The sequence below is a fragment of the Ramlibacter monticola genome (assembly GCF_016722785.1).
Lineage (GTDB): Bacteria > Pseudomonadota > Gammaproteobacteria > Burkholderiales > Burkholderiaceae_C > Ramlibacter > Ramlibacter monticola.
In genome coordinates this window covers 1-16,077 of the sequence record NZ_JAEQNE010000006.1, presented here as the reverse complement: position 1 = coordinate 16,077, position 16,077 = coordinate 1, and the positions used below count along the sequence as shown (strand labels likewise).

Genomic DNA, 16,077 nt, shown 5'->3' with positions numbered 1-16,077 from the left:
CGTGGCGCTGCAACTCGGCGAGATCATCGCGGCGCTCGGCGGCGAGCTCCATGGCGACGCGTCGCTGCGCATCGAGGGCCTCGCGCCGCTCGAAGCCGCGCAGCCGGCGCAGCTGGCCTTCCTCAGCAATCCGAAATACCGGCAGCAGCTGGACGCCTCGCGCGCCGGCTGCGTGATCGTGGCGCCGGCCCTGCGCGAGCAGGCACTGGCCCGCGGCGCCTGCATCGTCGTCGACGACCCCTACCTCTATTTCGCGCGCGTCACGCAGCTGTGGAAGCGCGCGCAGGCCCGACCCGAAGGCCCCGCGATCCACCCGAGCGCGGCGATCGCGGACGACGCCGTGATCGGCGAAGGCGCCCGCATCGGCGCGCACTGCGTGGTGGAGCGGGGCGCGCGCATCGGCGCCGGCACCGTGCTGAAGGCGCGCGTGTACGTGGGCGAGGACTGCACGATCGGCGCGCGCTGCCTCCTGCACGCGGGCGTGGTGATCGGCGCCGACGGCTTCGGCTTCGCGCCGAACCAGGGCGCGTGGGAGAAGATCGAGCAGCTCGGCGCCGTGCGCATCGGCGACGACGTGGAGATCGGCGCCAACACCTGCATCGACCGCGGCGCGCTGGCCGACACGGTGATCGAGGACGGCGTGAAGATGGACAACCTGATCCAGGTCGGCCACAACTGCCGCATCGGCGCCCACACCGCGATCGCCGGCTGCGTCGGCATCGCCGGCAGCGCCAACATCGGCCGCCACTGCATGCTCGGCGGCGCGGCCATGATCCTCGGCCACCTCACCATCGGCGACCGGGTGACCATCTCGTCCGGCTCCTTCGTGGCGCGCTCCATCCTGAAGCCGGGCCTTTATACGGGCATCTTTCCCATCGACGACAATGCGAGCTGGGAAAAGAACGCCGCCACCCTGAAGCAGCTGCACACGCTGCGCGACCGCATCAAGGCGCTCGAGAAAGCGCTCGGCCCCCGGCCCGAAGAGAACGAACCATGACGATGGACATCCACCAGATCCTCAAGAAACTGCCGCACCGCTACCCGATCCTGCTGGTGGACCGCGTGCTCGCCGTCGATCCCGGCAAGTCGATCCGGGCGCTGAAGAACGTGACCATCAACGAACCCTTCTTCGTCGGCCACTTCCCGCACCGGCCGGTGATGCCGGGCGTGCTGATGCTGGAAGCCATGGCGCAGACGGCCGGGCTGCTGGCCTTCGCCGACGAGTCCGGCTCGCGCGACCCGAACTCCGTGATCTATTTCGCCGGCATCGACGGCGCGCGCTTCAAGCGCCCGGTCGAGCCGGGCGACCAGCTGGTGATGGACGTCGAGCTGCTGCGCCACAAGGCCGGCATCTACAAGTTCAAGGGCACGGCCCGGGTGGGCGAGGAGATCGCCTGCGAGGCCGAGCTCATGTGCACGATGCGCACCGTCGCCTGACGCAGGAGCGTTCCTTGGCGAACATCCATCCCACCGCGATCGTCGATCCGCAGGCGGAGCTGGACGAGAGTGTCGTGATCGGCGCCTACACGCTGGTGGGCCCGCACGTGAAGATCGCCGCCGGCACCACGGTGGGGCCCCACGTCGTGATCGAGGGCCACACCACGATCGGCCGCGACAACCGCATCTTCCAGTTCGGCTCCATCGGCGCGGCCAACCAGGACAAGAAGTACCAGGGGGAGCCGACCGAGCTGGTGATCGGCGATCGCAACACGATCCGCGAATTCGTCACGCTGCACGTCGGCACGGTGCAGGACAAGGCCGTCACGCGCATCGGCGACGACAACTGGATCATGGCCTACACCCACATCGCGCACGACTGCGTGGTGGGCAGCCACACCACGCTCGCCAACAACGCCACGCTGGCCGGCCACGTGGAGCTGGGCGACTGGGTCACCGTCGGCGGCCTCACGGGCATCCACCAGTTCGTCAAGGTCGGCGCCCATGCGATGCTGGGCTTCGCCAGCGCGGTGTCGCAGGACATCCCGCCCTACATGCTGGTGGACGGCAACCCGCTGGCCGTGCGCGGCATCAATGCCGTGGGACTGCGTCGGCGCGATTTCAGCAACGAGCGCATCGCGGCGGTCAAGCAGATGCACAAGCTGCTGTACCGCGAAGGCCGCACGCTGGAGTCCGCCCGCGAGGCGATCGCGGCGCTGGCGCAAGCCACGCCGGAAGCGTCCGCCGACGTGGCGCTCATGGGCGCCTTCCTTGCCGGCGCCACGCGCGGGATCGCTCGCTAGATGGCCTCGCCCCGTTTCGCCATGGTCGCCGGGGAAGCGTCCGGCGACCTGCTGGCCGGCCACGTGCTGGACGCCATGCGCTCGCGCTGGCCGCAGCTGTCCGCGCAGGGCATCGGCGGCGCGCAAATGCAGAAGCGCGGCTTCGAGCCCTGGTGGCCGGCGGAGAAGCTCTCGGTGAGCGGCTACGCGGAGGTCCTGAAGCACCTGCGCGAGATCCTCGGCATCCGCGAGCAGCTGCGCGAGCGGCTGCTGGCGGAGCGCCCCGATGTCTTCATCGGCGTCGACGCACCCGACTTCAACCTGGGGCTCGAGGAGCAGCTCCGTGCCAACGGCGTGAAGACGGTGCACTTCGTCTGCCCCTCGATCTGGGCCTGGCGCCGCAAGCGGGTGGAGAAGCTGAAGAAGGCCTGCGACCACGTCCTGTGCATCTTCCCCTTCGAGCCGGAGCTGCTGGCCAAGCACGGGGTGCCGGCCACCTACGTGGGGCACCCGCTGGCGAGCGTGATCCCGATGGAGCCGGACCGGATGGCGGCCCGCCGCAGCCTGGGGTTGCCCCTGAACGGCAAGGTGATCGCGCTGCTTCCGGGCAGCCGGGCTTCGGAGGTCGAGGCGCTGACGCGGCGCTTCCTGAAGGCCGCGGCGCTGCTCGAGAAGCGCCACCCGGATTCCTGGTTCGTGATCCCCGCCGTGCCCGCGCTGCAGTCGCGCATCAGCGAGATCGCGCGCGGCCGCAAGGGGCCGCGGCACCTGACCATCGTCGCCGGCCAGTCGCACGGGGCGCTCGCGGCCTGCGACGTCGCCATGGTGGCCAGCGGCACCGCGACCCTGGAGGCGGCCCTGTTCAAGCGGCCGATGGTGATCGCCTACCGCACCAGCTGGCTCACCTATGCGCTGATGAAGCCGCGCCAGCTGCAGCCCTGGGTGGGGCTGCCCAACATCCTGTGCGGCGAGTTCGTCGTGCCGGAGTTGCTGCAGTCCAACGCAAAACCCGACAAGCTCTGCGGGGCGCTGGACGACTGGCTGACCAGCCCTGACAGAATGCGCTCCGTGCAGGAGAGGTTCCGGGACCTGCATGCCCGGCTGCTGCGCGACACCGCCACCCTCGCCACCGATGCCATCGAAAAAGTCCTCGCGGCCTGAGCCGAAGCAGAAGCCGCTCGCCTGGGATCCGGTCGGCCTGCGGGCCGGCGTGGACGAGGCCGGCCGCGGCCCGCTGGCCGGGCCCGTGGTGGCCGCCGCCGTGATCCTCGACGACGGCAAGCGCATCCTGGGCCTGAACGACTCCAAGGTGCTGACGCCGCTGCAGCGCGACAAGCTGTACGACAAGATCCGCGAGAAGGCGCTGTGCTGCTCGGTCGGCATGGCCAGCGTGCCGGAGATCGACGAACTGAACATCCTCCACGCGACCATGCTGGCGATGCAGCGCGCGGTGGAGGGCCTGCGGCTCAAGCCCGTGAAGGTGCTGGTGGATGGCAACCGGCTGCCCAGGCTGGACATCCTGTCCGAAGCGATCGTCGACGGCGACGCCAAGGTCAAGTCGATCTCCGCCGCCTCCATCATCGCCAAGGTCACCCGCGACCGCATGCTGCTGGAACTGCACGAGGCCTTCCCGCAGTACGGCTTCGCCGCGCACAAGGGCTACAGCACGCCGGAGCACCTGGAGGCGCTGCGGGTGCACGGGCCGTGCGTCCACCATCGCCGCCACTTCGCGCCGGTGGCCGCCTGGATCGAGACGGTCGAGGGCGCCACCGTGTCGGTGCAGGCCCAGTGACCTCCGCCGGCCCGCAATTCGTTTCCTCCCGCGACAACCCGCTGCTCAAGGACCTGCGGCGGCTGGCGCAGGACAGCACCGCCTACCGCAAGCAGGGCCGGGTCTGGCTGGAAGGCGACCACCTGTGCCGCGCCGCCCTGCAGCGCGGGCTGCATCCCACCCATGCCGTGTTCCAGGCCTCGTACTGGGACAGCGCCGGCCACCAGTGGGCCGACGCGGGCGGCAAGGCGGTGGCCATCGAGGACGGCCTGTTCGCCTCGATCAGCGGATTGGAGTCGCCGGCGCGCATGGGCTTCGTGCTGCCGCTGCCGGCGCAGCCGGCGCTGCAGGCCGACGCGCCTTCCGTGGTCCTGGACGGGCTGCAGGATGCCGGCAACGTCGGGACCATCCTGCGCAGCGCGGGCGCCTTCGGCTTCGGCCAGGTGCTGGCGATGAAGGGCACGGCGGCGCTGTGGAGTCCCAAGGTGCTGCGGGCGGGCATGGGCGCGCATTTCGGCCTGCGGCTGGTCGAAGGGCTGGACCCCGCCGCGCTGGAGAAGCTGAAGGTGCCCCTGCTGGCCACCAGTTCGCACCAGGGGGACTACTTGCACAAGGCGGCTCTGCCGTGGCCCTGCGCCTGGGTGTTCGGGCACGAGGGGCAGGGGGTCGGCGCCGCGCTGGCCGAGCGGGCGGCGCACTTCGTGCGGATCGTGCAGCCGGGGGGCGAGGAGTCGCTGAACGTGGCGGCGGCGGCGGCGATCTGCCTGCATGCGAGCGCCGCGGGGCGCTAGGTGTCACCCCCCAGGTCGGGGGGAAACCTTTCGTCGGGCTATAATCAGAGGCTTTTCCAAAACCCCCCACGCCCGTAGCGCATCAGCCTCTCCCCCGACAAAAGCAGCATCGAGAGCCCCTCTCGACATGCGTTCTGGGCGTGCCGTAACCATCCGGAGAACCCAGTGCTTTCGTCGCTTCAGGGCGCATTCCCGCCCGCCATCCTGGCGCTCGCAGACGGCACGGTCTTTCTCGGCAACTCGATCGGTGCCACCGGCGCCACCACCGGCGAAGTCGTGTTCAACACGGCGCTCACCGGTTATCAGGAAATCCTGACCGATCCGAGCTACTGCCAGCAGATCGTCACGCTCACCTATCCGCACATCGGCAACTATGGCGTCAACGCCGAGGACGTCGAGGCGACGAAGGTCCATGCCGCCGGCCTGATCATCCGCGACCTGCCGCTGATCGCCTCCAGCTTCCGCGCGGACATGACGCTGCAGCAGTACCTGCAGCGCGAGAACACCGTCGCCATCGCCAACATCGACACCCGCAAGCTCACCCGCATCCTGCGCAGCAAGGGCGCCCAGAACGGCTGCATCCTGGGGCTGGGGCAGGGCGAGGAGATCACGCCGGCGCTGGTCGAGAAGGCGGTCGCCGAGGCCCGCAAGGCGCCGTCCATGGCCGGACTCGACCTCGCGAAGCAGGTCACGGTCTCGAAGAGCTACGGCTGGGACCAGACCGAGTGGCAGCTGGGCACCGGCTACGGCCGGCAGGAGCAGCCGAAGCACCACGTGGTGGCCTTCGACTACGGCGTGAAGAAGAACATCCTGCGCATGCTGGCCGAGCGCGGCTGCAAGGTCACCGTGGTGCCGGCGAAGACGCCCGCCGCCGAAGTGAAGAAGCTCAATCCGGACGGCGTGTTCCTGTCCAACGGCCCCGGCGACCCGGAGCCCTGCGACTACGCGATCGCGTCCGCCCGCGAGCTGATCGAGGACGGCTACCCCACCTTCGGCATCTGCCTGGGCCACCAGATCATGGCGCTGGCCTCCGGCGCGAAGACCTTCAAGATGAAGTTCGGCCACCACGGCGCGAACCATCCGGTGAAGGATCTCGACAGCGGCCGCGTGAGCATCACGAGCCAGAACCACGGCTTCGCGGTGGACGAGAAGACGCTGCCCGGGAACCTGCGCGCGACGCACGTCTCCCTGTTCGACGGCACGCTGCAAGGCCTTGCGCGCACCGACAAGCCCGCGTTCTGCTTCCAGGGCCACCCGGAAGCCTCGCCCGGCCCCCACGACATCGGTTACCTGTTCGACCGCTTCACCGGCCTGATGGACGCGAAGAAGAAGTAAGACATGCCCAAGCGTCAAGACATCAAGAGCATCCTCATCATCGGCGCCGGCCCGATCATCATCGGCCAGGCCTGTGAATTCGACTACTCCGGCGTGCAGGCCTGCAAGGCGCTGCGCGAGGAGGGCTACAAGGTCATCCTGATCAACTCCAACCCGGCGACGATCATGACGGACCCGGCCACGGCCGACGTCACCTACATCGAGCCGATCACCTGGCAGACGGTCGAGAAGATCATCGCCAAGGAGCGCCCCGACGCGATCCTGCCCACCATGGGCGGCCAGACCGCTCTGAACTGCGCGCTGGACCTGTGGCGCAACGGCGTGCTGCACAAGTACAAGTGCGAGCTGATCGGCGCCACGCCGGAGGCCATCGACAAGGCCGAAGACCGCCTGAAGTTCAAGGAAGCGATGACGCGCATCGGCCTCGGCTCGGCGCGTTCCGGCATCGCGCACAGCCTCGACGAGGCCTGGGCGGTGCAGAAGCAGGTCGGCTTCCCCGCCGTGATCCGCCCCAGCTTCACGCTGGGCGGCACCGGCGGCGGCATCGCCTACAACCCGGAAGAATTCGAGACGATCTGCAAGCGTGGCCTGGAAGCCTCGCCCACCAGCGAACTGCTGATCGAGGAGTCGCTCCTCGGCTGGAAGGAGTTCGAGATGGAGGTGGTTCGGGACAAGAAGGACAACTGCATCATCATCTGCTCGATCGAGAACCTCGACCCCATGGGCGTGCACACGGGCGACTCGATCACCGTGGCGCCGGCGCAGACGCTGACCGACAAGGAATACCAGATCATGCGCAACGCCTCGCTGGCGGTGCTGCGCGAGATCGGCGTGGACACGGGCGGCTCCAACGTGCAGTTCTCGATCAACCCGGCCGACGGCCGCATGATCGTGATCGAGATGAACCCGCGCGTGTCGCGGTCCTCCGCGCTCGCCTCCAAGGCCACCGGCTTCCCGATCGCCAAGGTCGCGGCCAAGCTGGCCGTGGGCTACACGCTGGACGAACTGCGCAACGAGATCACCGGCGGCGCGACCCCGGCCTCCTTCGAGCCCTCGATCGACTACGTGGTCACCAAGATCCCGCGCTTCGCCTTCGAGAAGTTCAAGGACGCCAACGACCGCCTCACCACCCAGATGAAGTCGGTGGGCGAGGTGATGGCCATGGGCCGCACCTTCCAGGAGAGCTTCCAGAAGGCCCTGCGCGGCCTGGAAGTGGGCGTGGACGGCCTCAACCAGAAGACGGTGGACCGCGAGGTGCTGGAGAAGGAACTGGGCGAGCCCGGTCCCGAGCGCATCTGGTACGTGGGCGACGCCTTCGGCATGGGCCTGTCGGTCGACGAGGTCTACGAACTCACGAAGATCGACAAGTGGTTCCTGGTGCAGATCGAGGAGATCGTGAAGATCGAACTCGACCTCGACAAGCTGGTGGAGGAGAAGGGCGACCAGGCGCTGGCCGCGCTCGACGCCACCACGCTGCGCGCGCTCAAGCGCAAGGGCTTCTCCGACCGCCGCCTCGCCAAGCTGCTGAAGACCACCGACAAGGCCGTGCGCGACCTGCGCAAGAAGCTGGACGTCCGCCCGGTCTACAAGCGCGTGGACACCTGCGCGGCCGAATTCGCAACCAACACCGCCTACATGTACTCGACCTACGAGGACGAGTGCGAGGCCGAGCCGACGAACCGGAAGAAGATCATCGTGCTGGGCGGCGGCCCCAACCGCATCGGCCAGGGCATCGAGTTCGACTACTGCTGCGTGCATGCCGCGCTCGCCCTGCGCGAGGACGGCTACGAGACCATCATGGTCAACTGCAACCCGGAGACGGTCTCCACCGACTACGACACCTCCGACCGCCTGTACTTCGAGCCTCTGACGCTGGAGGACGTGCTGGAGATCGTCGACAAGGAAAAGCCCACCGGCGTGATCGTGCAGTACGGCGGCCAGACCCCGCTGAAGCTGGCGCTGGGACTGGAGCGCGAGGGCGTGCCGATCATCGGCACCTCGCCCGACATGATCGACGCGGCGGAAGACCGCGAGCGCTTCCAGAAGCTGCTGAACGAGCTGAAGCTGCGCCAGCCGCCCAATGCGACGGCGCGCACCGAGGCCGAGGCGCTGGAGAAGGCGCAGGCCCTGGGTTATCCGCTGGTGGTGCGTCCTTCCTACGTGCTGGGCGGCCGGGCGATGGAGATCGTGCACGAGCAGCGCGACCTCGAGCGCTACATGCGCGAGGCCGTGAAGGTGTCGAACGACTCCCCGGTGCTGCTGGACCGCTTCCTGAACGACGCCATCGAGTGCGACGTGGACTGCATCGCGGACGCCAGCGGCGCCGTGTACATCGGCGGCGTGATGGAGCACATCGAGCAGGCCGGCGTGCATTCGGGCGATTCCGCCTGCTCGCTGCCGCCGTACTCGCTGTCGCAGGCGACCATCGACGAACTGAAGCGCCAGACCGCCGCCATGGCGAAGGCCCTGAACGTCGTCGGCCTGATGAACGTGCAGTTCGCCATCCAGGAGAAGGACGGCCAGGACGTGATCTTCGTGCTGGAGGTCAACCCGCGCGCCTCGCGCACCGTGCCCTACGTGAGCAAGGCCACCGGCGTGCAGCTGGCGAAGGTGGCGGCGCGCTGCATGGTGGGCCGCACGCTCGCCCAGCAGGGCATCACGAAGGAGGTGACGCCGCCTTACTTCAGCGTGAAGGAGGCCGTGTTCCCCTTCGTCAAGTTCCCGGGCGTGGACACCATCCTGGGCCCGGAGATGAAGTCGACCGGCGAGGTGATGGGCGTGGGCAAGACCTTCGGCGAGGCCTTCGTGAAGAGCCAGCTGGGCGCGGGCACCCGCCTGCCCAGGCCGAGCGACGGCGAGGGCAAGCCCACCGGCAAGGTGTTCCTGACCGTGAAGGACAGTGACAAGCCGCGCGCGGTGGAAGTCGCCCGCTGCCTGCACGAGATGGGCTTCCCGCTGGTCGCGACCAAGGGCACCGCGGCGGCGATCCGCGCCGCCGGCGTCCCCTGCGAGAGCGTGAACAAGGTCACGGAAGGCCGGCCGCACGTGGTGGACATGATCAAGAACAACGACATCGTCATGGTCATCAACACCGTGGAAGAGCGCCGCAACGCGATCGCCGACTCGCGCGCGATCCGCACCTCCTCGCTGCTGGCCCGGGTGACGACGTTCACGACCATCGCCGGCGCCGAGGCGGCGGTGGAGGGCATGCGGGCCGTGGATAACCTGGACGTCATCTCGGTCCAGGAGATGCACGCCCAGTTGCAAGCGAGCTGAGCACGAAAATGGCCCCGGTTTTATAATCGGGGCCAGTAGTCATTACAGAACCGCCGGGCGGCAACGTTCGGCGGTTTCGCTTTGTACGGAGTCCAGATGGCCACCATCCCCATCACCATTCGCGGCGCGGAGAAGCTCAAGGCCGAACTGCACCGCCTGAAGACGGTCGACCGCCCGGCCGTGATCACCGCCATCGCCGAGGCGCGGGCCCAGGGCGACCTGTCCGAGAACGCGGAATACGACGCCGCCAAGGACCGCCAGGGCTTCATCGAGGGCCGCATCCGCGAGCTCGAGGGCAAGCTGGCCGCGGCCCAGGTCATCGACCCGTCCAGCCTGGACGCCGGCGGCCGCATCGTGTTCGGCGCCACCGTCGAACTCGAAGACGAGGACAGCGGCGCCACGGTCAAGTACCAGATCGTGGGCGAGGACGAGGCCGACCTGAAGCAGGGCCTGATCAACATCTCCAGTCCGATCGCCCGCGCGCTGATCGGCAAGGAGGAGGGCGACACGGCCGAAGTGCAGGCGCCCGGCGGCCTGCGCCGCTACGAGATCGTCGCGGTCCACTACCTCTGACCGTGCACTGGAAGGCGCGCCTGACGCTGCTCGCGGCGGCCCTCTGGTGGGGCAGCCTGGGCGCGATCGGGTTCCTTGCCGTGCCGCTGCTGTTCCGCAACGCGCCTTCGGCGGCGCTGGCCGGCCAGCTGGCCGGCCGGCTGTTCGAGGCGCAGTCCTGGCTGAGCCTCGTGTGCGGCATCGTGGTGCTGATGGGCGCGCGGGACCCGGAAGGCACCGCGACCATGGGCTGGGCGCGCGGCGCGGTGGCCTATGTGCTGCTGGGGATGCTGTGCGCGCTGGTGCAGGAATTCGCGGTGGCGCCGCGCATCGTCGCGCGGCAGAACCTGGCGGTCTGGCACAGCTTCGGGTCGGCCCTCTATGTCGCCCAGTGGCTGTGCGCGCTCGTGGTGCTGTGGAAGGTGTCGGCTCCCGCCACCCCCGCGGAGGCGGCTATTCCGCGCGGGTCTTCTTGACCGACTTCTGCTTGGGTTTCGCCTTCTTGACCATCCCCCCGGGGGTGAGGCGCTGGTTGCCCAGCACGCGCACGCGCTTGACCTCCGGCCGCTGGCCGCCCCGGCTGGAGTTCTTGACGACCTTGAATTCGCGCGGGCCGGGCTTGCGGTCCTCGTCCTCGGTCTTGGCCTTCTTCGGCTTCGGACGCCACAGCACCAGCAGCTTGCCGATGTGCTGGATCGGCGCGGCATTGAGCTGGTCGGCCAGCTGCTGGTACATGGCTTCCCGTTGTTCGCGGTCGTCGCCGAGCACGCGCACCTTGATCAGCCCGTGGGCGTTCAGCGCCGCATTGGTTTCCTTGACGACGGCGGCGGTCAGGCCGTCGTTGCCGACCATCACCACCGGATCGAGGTGATGGGCTTCGGCCCGATGCGCCTTGCGCTCGGCCACACTCAGTTGAATCGCTGGCATCCCCGTATTATCCGACGCATACATGAAAGTCCGAACCAAGAGCAAGAAGGTCAACAAGGCGTGGCTCAACGACCACCTGAACGACCCCTACGTCAAGCTGGCGCAGAAAGAGGGCTACCGCGCCCGCGCCGCCTACAAGCTCAAGGAGATCGACGAGAGCCTGGGCCTGATCAAGCCCGGCCACCTCGTCGTGGACCTGGGTTCCACGCCCGGCGCATGGAGCCAGTACGTGCGCCGCAGGCTCGCGCCCGAGGGTGCGGCCGCCGGCGTGCTCGCAGGGCAGATCCTGGCGCTCGACATCCTGCCGATGGAGCCGATCGAGGGCGTCACCTTCGTGCAGGGCGACTTCCGCGAGCCCGAACCGGCCGCCGAGCTCGACAAGCTGCTGGCCGGCCGCAAGGCCGACGTGGTCGTCTCGGACATGGCGCCCAACCTGTCGGGCATTCCGTCCTCGGACTCCGCGCGCATCTCTCACCTGGTCGAACTGGCCGTGGACTTCGCCGGCGCGCACCTCAAGCCCGAGGGGGCCCTCGTGTGCAAGGTGTTCCACGGCAGCGGCTACAGCCAGCTCGTCAAGCTGTTCAAGGAGCGGTTCCGGATCGTCAAGCCGCTGAAGCCGAAGGCCTCCCGCGACAAGTCCTCGGAGACCTTCCTGGTCGGCATCGGCCTCAAGGGCTGAACCGGCGGCGGCACCGCCTCCGCGTTTGAGCGGAATTCCAGCGGAGGCAGGGCGTCGCGGCGGCAGGCGGCGCTGGCGTGCTGCCATTCGGGCTCGTTCATCAGGGCGTCGGCCATGCCCCACAGCGCGACGGCGCCCGCGCCCAGCAGTTCCAGGGTGCGCATGTTCATGTGCGGCCTCCTGCAAGAAATGCCCCTGCCGGCGTTCACATTTGCCGGCCGGCGCGTCGCAGGGTGGTGGCGACCGGCTCGACGAGGTACTGCAGCGCCGTCTGGCGGCTGCCTTCGATGTAGACCTCGGCGGGCATGCCCGCCTGCAGCTTGAAGTCGCCGATGGAGGCGAGCGCGCCGGCATCGGCGAGGATCAGCGCGGTGTAGTACGGCTGGCCGTTCTGGCGGTCGGTGAGGCGGTCGCCGGAGACGTAGGTGACCTGGCCGGTCACCATCGTGGTGTTGCGGTACTTCAGCGCCATGAACTTGATGCGCGCGCGCTGCTGCAGGTGCACGTTGGCGATGTCCTCGGGCCGCACGCGGGCCTCCACCACGAGTTGCGTGTCGTGCGGCACGATGCCGGCGATGGTGTCGCCGGCAGCCACGACGGCACCGGGCGAGGTGTACTTGAGGTCGATGATCTCGCCGCCGGCGGGCGCCACGACGACCTGCCGCCGCGCCGCGTCGTCGGACTTGCGCCGCTCCTGTTCGATCTCGCCGAACTGCTGCGTCGTGGCTTTCAGCTGGTCGCTGGCCACCTTGACGTAGTCGTTGCGGGTGGTCTGGATCCTCAGGTCAATCTCCACCAGCCGCTGCTGCGCGCGGGCGAGCTCGCCGCGGCGTTCCTCCAGCTTGGACGCGTAGTCCATCACGGTGGCTTCGAGCTGGGAGATGCGGCTCGCGGAGACGAAGCCCTGGTCGACGAGGCGGCGGTTGTTTTCCAGGTCGGAGCGCTGCAGCTCCAGCGACTGGCGCGCCTGCGCGATCTGTGCGCGCACGGCCTCGATCTCGTGCTCCACGCGCTCGCGCTGCGCGCCCATCAGGATGGTGCCGCTGTCGAGGGAATGGCGCTGGGCGCGGAACAGCGCCGCTTCCTTGGCCAGCGCGTGCTCGATGCGCGGGTCCTGCCTGGCCGCCTGCAGCAGGTCGGCGGGGAACTGCAGCGCGGGCGCCACCGCCTGTTCGGCTTCCAGGCGTGCCATGGCCGCGCGTTCCACCTGCACTCGGTAGTCGAGGCGGTTGCGTTCGGCATCGACCCGGACGTCCCCGAGGATCAGCACGGGCTCGCCGGCGTTCACGTGTTGGCCGTCGCGCACCAGCACCTCGCGCACGGTGCCGCCTTCGAGGTGCTGCACCGGACGGCGATTCAGGTCCACCTTCACCACGGCGGGCGCCACCACCGCCATGGCCAGCGGGGCCTGTGTCATCCACAAGCCGATGGGCAGCACCGCGCCGACGATGATCCAGCAACCGGCGCGCACGAGCCGCGCGGCGGCGTGCTGCTGGCTGAGGCCGCGGCGGGCGCCGGGCGGCACGGGGAGTGTCGGGGTGTTCATGATGCCCTCCGTCGTTCAGGCGGCCCTGGCCATGGCGGCCTGGGCCTGGCGTTGCATTTCCTTCATCACTTCGCTGGCCGGGCCGAACTGCTGAATGCGTCCGGAACCCAGCACCATGATCTTGTCGACGTGCGCGATCAGCGACGGCCGGTGCGTGATGACGACCGTCGTCACCCCGGCTTCGCGCAGGGCGCCCATCGCGTGCGCCAGCGCCACCTCGCCGGCGCCGTCGAGGTTGGAGTTCGGCTCGTCCAGCACCACCAGCTGCGGCTTGCCGTAGAGGGCGCGGGCGAGGGCGACACGCTGGCGCTGCCCCGGCGACAGCCGCGATCCCTGTTCGCCGACCGGCGTGTCGTAGCCCTGTGGCAGGGTCAGGATCATCTCGTGCGCGTTGGCGCGCTGGGCGGCGTCGACGACGGCCTCGGATTCCACCTTGTCCAGCCGCGCGATGTTGTCGGCCACCGTGCCGTCGAACAGCTCCACGTCCTGCGGCACGTAGCCGATGTGCGGTCCGAGCTGCTCGCGAGGCCAGTAGGCCACGTCGACGCCATCGAGTCGCACCCGCCCGCTGCTGGGCGCCCACACGCCGGTGAGCAGGCGGGCGAGGGTGGACTTGCCCGCGGCGCTCGGGCCGACGATGGCCAGGGCTTCGCCCGGCGCCAGCGCGAAGGCGATGTTCGAGAGCACCAGGGTCTCGGTCCCGACGGGACGGTACGAGAGGCTCTCGGCGGCCAGCCGGCCCTCCGGCGCGGGCAGGGTCAGGCGCGGATCGCCCGCATCGAAATCCTTCGAGAGTTCCGCCAGCCGCCCGTAGGCCGCGCGCGCCTCGATCAGCACGCGCCAGCTGGCCACCAGCTGTTCGACCGGCTGCACCGCCTTCCCGAGCAGGATGCTGGTGGCGATCATGATGCCGCCGGAGGCCTCCTGGCTCAGGACGAGGTACGCGCCCAGGGACAGCATCAGGATCTGGATGGCCTGGCGCACCGTCTTGGTCGCCGCGGTGAAGGCCACCGTGAGGCGGCTGGCGCGGGTCTGCAGGCCGACGATCCGGTTCTGCTGGCCGCGCCAGCGCGCCAGCAGGCGCTGCGTCATGCCCAGGGCCTGCAGCACTTCGGCGTTGCGCAGCGAACTCTCCACGTAGTGGGAGGCGCGGCGGCCTTCCTTCTGCAGGTTCTCCAGCGCGCTTCGGCTGAGGCGGTCGTTGAGCCAGGCCAGCGTGAGCATCAGGAGCGCCGCCAGCGCCGCGCCGATGCCCAGCGCCGGATGGAACATCCAGATGACGGCCACGTAGACGAACACCCAGGGGGTGTCGAAGAGGGCGATCAGGCCGTTGGCGGCGAACATGGCACGCAGCGCCGCCACGTCGCGCACGCCGTCGATGCGGGTGGCGCCGGGCGCCCGGGCCGCGCGCGCCACGACGGCCTGGACCACGGGCGGCGACAGCTGCTCGTCGACCAGGTTGCCGATCACGTTCTGCAACCGCGTGCGCACGTAGTCGAGCAGCAGCAGGATCAGCAGCGCCACGCCGGTGCCGGCGAGCAGCACCACCAGCGTTTCCGGGCTGTGCGCCGAGATCACCCGGTCGAACACCTGCAGCGTGAAGAACGCCGGCACCAGGAACAGCACGTTGATGACCAGCGAGAACGCCGCGATGCAGGCGAGCAGCGGCCGCAGTTCACTCCACAGCGGTTTCATCGGGCCACCGTGGCCGCCACCGCGCGCGGGTCGGCGACTGAACGCCTTTCGGGCTGGCGGTTGCCAGGCTGGCTGCCCACCTGCGCGCGGGCGGAGGAAGGCTCGGGAGTCTTCTGCTGTTCGTCGGCCATGATTGCTCCTTCGGATTGAATGCTCCTGCCCGACCCCGGGCCGACGCCTGCCGGCCCGGGGCCTCCGTCCCTCAACTCAGGATGAAGTCGTCTTGGGTCACGACGTTGGCGCCCACGCCGGTGACGCTGAACAGCGTGATGATCTCGGCGCCGATGGTCACCCGCGTGTCGAGAACTGCATCGCCACCGAAGCTGCCGACGTCGATGTGCACCTGGGCGGCGAAATTCGTGATGCCCAGCGCCACGAGGTCGATCTCGTCCTGGCCACCGGAGGCCGGATTGGCGTCGAAGTCGGCGACCGTGTCCGCGCCGAAGGAAGGCGCGAAGACGAACACGTCGAATCCGGCACCGCCGGTCAGGGCGTCGTTGCCGGCCCCGCCGCGCAGCACGTCGTTGCCGCCGCCACCCGAGAGCGTGTCGCTGCCTGCGCCGCCGGTGATCGTGTTGGCCGAGGCGTTGCCGGTCCCCGTGAAGTTCCCGGCGCCCACGAAGGTCAGGTTCTCTACATTGGCATTGGCGAGCGCGTAGGTGTTGGCGAACGAGCGCACTTCGTCGGTGCCACCGCCCGCGGCTTCGATCACCACGTCGGCTGTGTCGTGCACGAAGTAGGTGTCGTTGCCGCCGCCCCCGGTCAGCATGTTGGTGACGCCCGCCTTGTCCGCCAGCGTGTCGTTGCCGGAGCCGCCGACCACGTTCTCGATGTTGGCGATCGACGTGAAGCCCGAGGCGGTGCCCGCGCCCAGGTCCACCGTCACGGCGCTCGTGGTGCTGCCATAGCTCAGGGAGTCGACGCCGGCGAGCAGGTCGAGCGTGATGCGCTCGATGCCCCCGGGCGTGAGCCCCATGACACTGGTGAGAGCCGTCCCCGAGACCACGGCATTGACGGTGTTGGCCGCAGCGGTGCCGAGGATGTCGAGGGTATCGAGTCCCAGCCCGCCGTCGAGGACATCCGTGCCGTCGCCAAACGCATAGGCGATCGTGTCGTCACCGTCGCCGCCGTGGATCGTGTCGTTGCCGGTGCCGCCGCGCAACGTGTCGTTCCCGGCGCCGCCGGTGATGACGTTGGCCGCTGCGTTGCCGGTGCCGGTGAAGTCGCCCGTGCCGACGTAGGTGAGGTTCTCCAACGTGACACTTAGCGTGTATGCCGAGGTGAAG

General features: G+C 69.1%; 16 protein-coding genes. 11 read left to right on the top strand and 5 right to left on the bottom strand.

The features are described from left to right. The first annotated feature begins 1 nt into the window (after position 1). From lpxD to JJ685_RS20775, 10 genes are all read left to right on the top strand, one after another. Positions 2-997: a UDP-3-O-(3-hydroxymyristoyl)glucosamine N-acyltransferase gene (gene lpxD / locus JJ685_RS20820; RefSeq protein WP_201676269.1), complete on the top strand. Its 996-nt coding sequence runs from the start codon at positions 2-4 to the stop codon at positions 995-997. Positions 998-999: 2 nt separating this feature from the next. Continuing rightward, positions 1,000-1,437, top strand: coding sequence for a 3-hydroxyacyl-ACP dehydratase FabZ (gene fabZ / locus JJ685_RS20815; protein ID WP_201676589.1), 438 nt, complete (start codon positions 1,000-1,002; stop codon positions 1,435-1,437). A 14-nt stretch (positions 1,438-1,451) separates the two neighbouring features. Then, complete coding sequence (gene lpxA / locus JJ685_RS20810) at positions 1,452-2,240, top strand: acyl-ACP--UDP-N-acetylglucosamine O-acyltransferase (protein ID WP_201676268.1); 789 nt, start codon at positions 1,452-1,454, stop codon at positions 2,238-2,240. Beyond that, complete coding sequence (gene lpxB, locus JJ685_RS20805; protein WP_236599165.1) at positions 2,241-3,380, top strand: lipid-A-disaccharide synthase; 1,140 nt, start codon at positions 2,241-2,243, stop codon at positions 3,378-3,380. It begins immediately after the preceding gene. After that, entirely contained in the window at positions 3,352-4,011 is a 660-nt protein-coding gene (gene rnhB / locus JJ685_RS20800) for a ribonuclease HII (RefSeq protein WP_201676267.1), read from the top strand. Before lpxB ends, rnhB begins: the two co-directional genes overlap by 29 nt. Beyond that, entirely contained in the window at positions 4,008-4,781 is a 774-nt protein-coding gene (locus tag JJ685_RS20795) for a TrmH family RNA methyltransferase (RefSeq protein WP_201676266.1), read from the top strand. The genes rnhB and JJ685_RS20795 overlap by 4 nt, the downstream gene beginning before the upstream one ends. A 165-nt stretch (positions 4,782-4,946) precedes the next feature. Continuing rightward, a complete protein-coding gene (carA, locus tag JJ685_RS20790; RefSeq protein ID WP_201676265.1) occupies positions 4,947-6,116 on the top strand; it encodes a glutamine-hydrolyzing carbamoyl-phosphate synthase small subunit in 1,170 nt (389 codons plus the stop codon). A 3-nt stretch (positions 6,117-6,119) separates the two neighbouring features. Next, positions 6,120-9,392, top strand: coding sequence for a carbamoyl-phosphate synthase large subunit (gene carB, locus JJ685_RS20785; protein ID WP_201676264.1), 3,273 nt, complete (start codon positions 6,120-6,122; stop codon positions 9,390-9,392). Between the two features lie 96 nt (positions 9,393-9,488). Next, positions 9,489-9,965, top strand: a complete 477-nt coding sequence (gene greA, locus JJ685_RS20780; RefSeq protein ID WP_201676263.1) for a transcription elongation factor GreA — start codon at positions 9,489-9,491, stop codon at positions 9,963-9,965. A 2-nt stretch (positions 9,966-9,967) separates the two neighbouring features. Next, on the top strand, positions 9,968-10,420 hold the full coding sequence (locus JJ685_RS20775; protein ID WP_201676262.1) for a DUF4149 domain-containing protein: 453 nt from the start codon (positions 9,968-9,970) through the stop codon (positions 10,418-10,420). Here the strand turns inward: JJ685_RS20775 and JJ685_RS20770 are convergent. Further along, complete coding sequence (locus JJ685_RS20770; protein WP_201676261.1) at positions 10,398-10,871, bottom strand: YhbY family RNA-binding protein; 474 nt, start codon at positions 10,869-10,871, stop codon at positions 10,398-10,400. The genes JJ685_RS20775 and JJ685_RS20770 overlap by 23 nt on opposite strands. A 22-nt stretch (positions 10,872-10,893) precedes the next feature. Here JJ685_RS20770 and JJ685_RS20765 point away from each other — a divergent pair, with 22 nt between their 5' ends. After that, on the top strand, positions 10,894-11,550 hold the full coding sequence (locus JJ685_RS20765; RefSeq protein ID WP_201676260.1) for an RlmE family RNA methyltransferase: 657 nt from the start codon (positions 10,894-10,896) through the stop codon (positions 11,548-11,550). A gap of 205 nt (positions 11,551-11,755) precedes the next feature. Here the strand turns inward: JJ685_RS20765 and JJ685_RS20760 are convergent, their stop codons facing one another. The 4 genes from JJ685_RS20760 to JJ685_RS20750 form a co-directional block, all read right to left on the bottom strand. After that, on the bottom strand, positions 11,756-13,096 hold the full coding sequence (locus JJ685_RS20760; protein WP_201676259.1) for an HlyD family type I secretion periplasmic adaptor subunit: 1,341 nt from the start codon (positions 13,094-13,096) through the stop codon (positions 11,756-11,758). A gap of 15 nt (positions 13,097-13,111) precedes the next feature. Beyond that, the gene (locus JJ685_RS20755) at positions 13,112-14,791 is read right to left on the bottom strand and encodes a type I secretion system permease/ATPase (RefSeq protein ID WP_201676258.1); all 1,680 of its coding nucleotides are present in this window, start codon (positions 14,789-14,791) and stop codon (positions 13,112-13,114) included. After that, positions 14,788-14,922 carry a hypothetical protein gene (locus JJ685_RS30135; protein ID WP_269117430.1) on the bottom strand — a complete coding sequence of 45 codons (135 nt, stop codon included), beginning with the start codon at positions 14,920-14,922 and terminating at the stop codon, positions 14,788-14,790. Before JJ685_RS30135 ends, JJ685_RS20755 begins: the two co-directional genes overlap by 4 nt. A gap of 71 nt (positions 14,923-14,993) precedes the next feature. Further along, a partial coding sequence (locus tag JJ685_RS20750; protein ID WP_201676257.1) for a calcium-binding protein occupies positions 14,994-16,077 on the bottom strand: 1,084 nt, incomplete at its 5' end.

Bases quoted from the DNA above. Each gene is read 5' to 3' on its own strand.
- lpxB (WP_236599165.1), top strand. From the start codon at position 2,241: ATGGCCTCGCCCCGTTTCGCCATGGTCGCCGGGGAAGCGTCCGGCGAC.
- greA (WP_201676263.1), top strand. From the start codon at position 9,489: ATGGCCACCATCCCCATCACCATTCGCGGCGCGGAGAAGCTCAAGGCC.
- JJ685_RS20765 (WP_201676260.1), top strand. From the start codon at position 10,894: ATGAAAGTCCGAACCAAGAGCAAGAAGGTCAACAAGGCGTGGCTCAAC.
- rnhB (WP_201676267.1), top strand. From the start codon at position 3,352: ATGCCATCGAAAAAGTCCTCGCGGCCTGAGCCGAAGCAGAAGCCGCTC.
- JJ685_RS20760 (WP_201676259.1), bottom strand. From the start codon at position 13,096: ATGAACACCCCGACACTCCCCGTGCCGCCCGGCGCCCGCCGCGGCCTC.
- JJ685_RS20755 (WP_201676258.1), bottom strand. From the start codon at position 14,791: ATGAAACCGCTGTGGAGTGAACTGCGGCCGCTGCTCGCCTGCATCGCG.
- carB (WP_201676264.1), top strand. From the start codon at position 6,120: ATGCCCAAGCGTCAAGACATCAAGAGCATCCTCATCATCGGCGCCGGC.
- JJ685_RS30135 (WP_269117430.1), bottom strand. From the start codon at position 14,922: ATGGCCGACGAACAGCAGAAGACTCCCGAGCCTTCCTCCGCCCGCGCG.
- fabZ (WP_201676589.1), top strand. From the start codon at position 1,000: ATGGACATCCACCAGATCCTCAAGAAACTGCCGCACCGCTACCCGATC.
- JJ685_RS20770 (WP_201676261.1), bottom strand. From the start codon at position 10,871: ATGCCAGCGATTCAACTGAGTGTGGCCGAGCGCAAGGCGCATCGGGCC.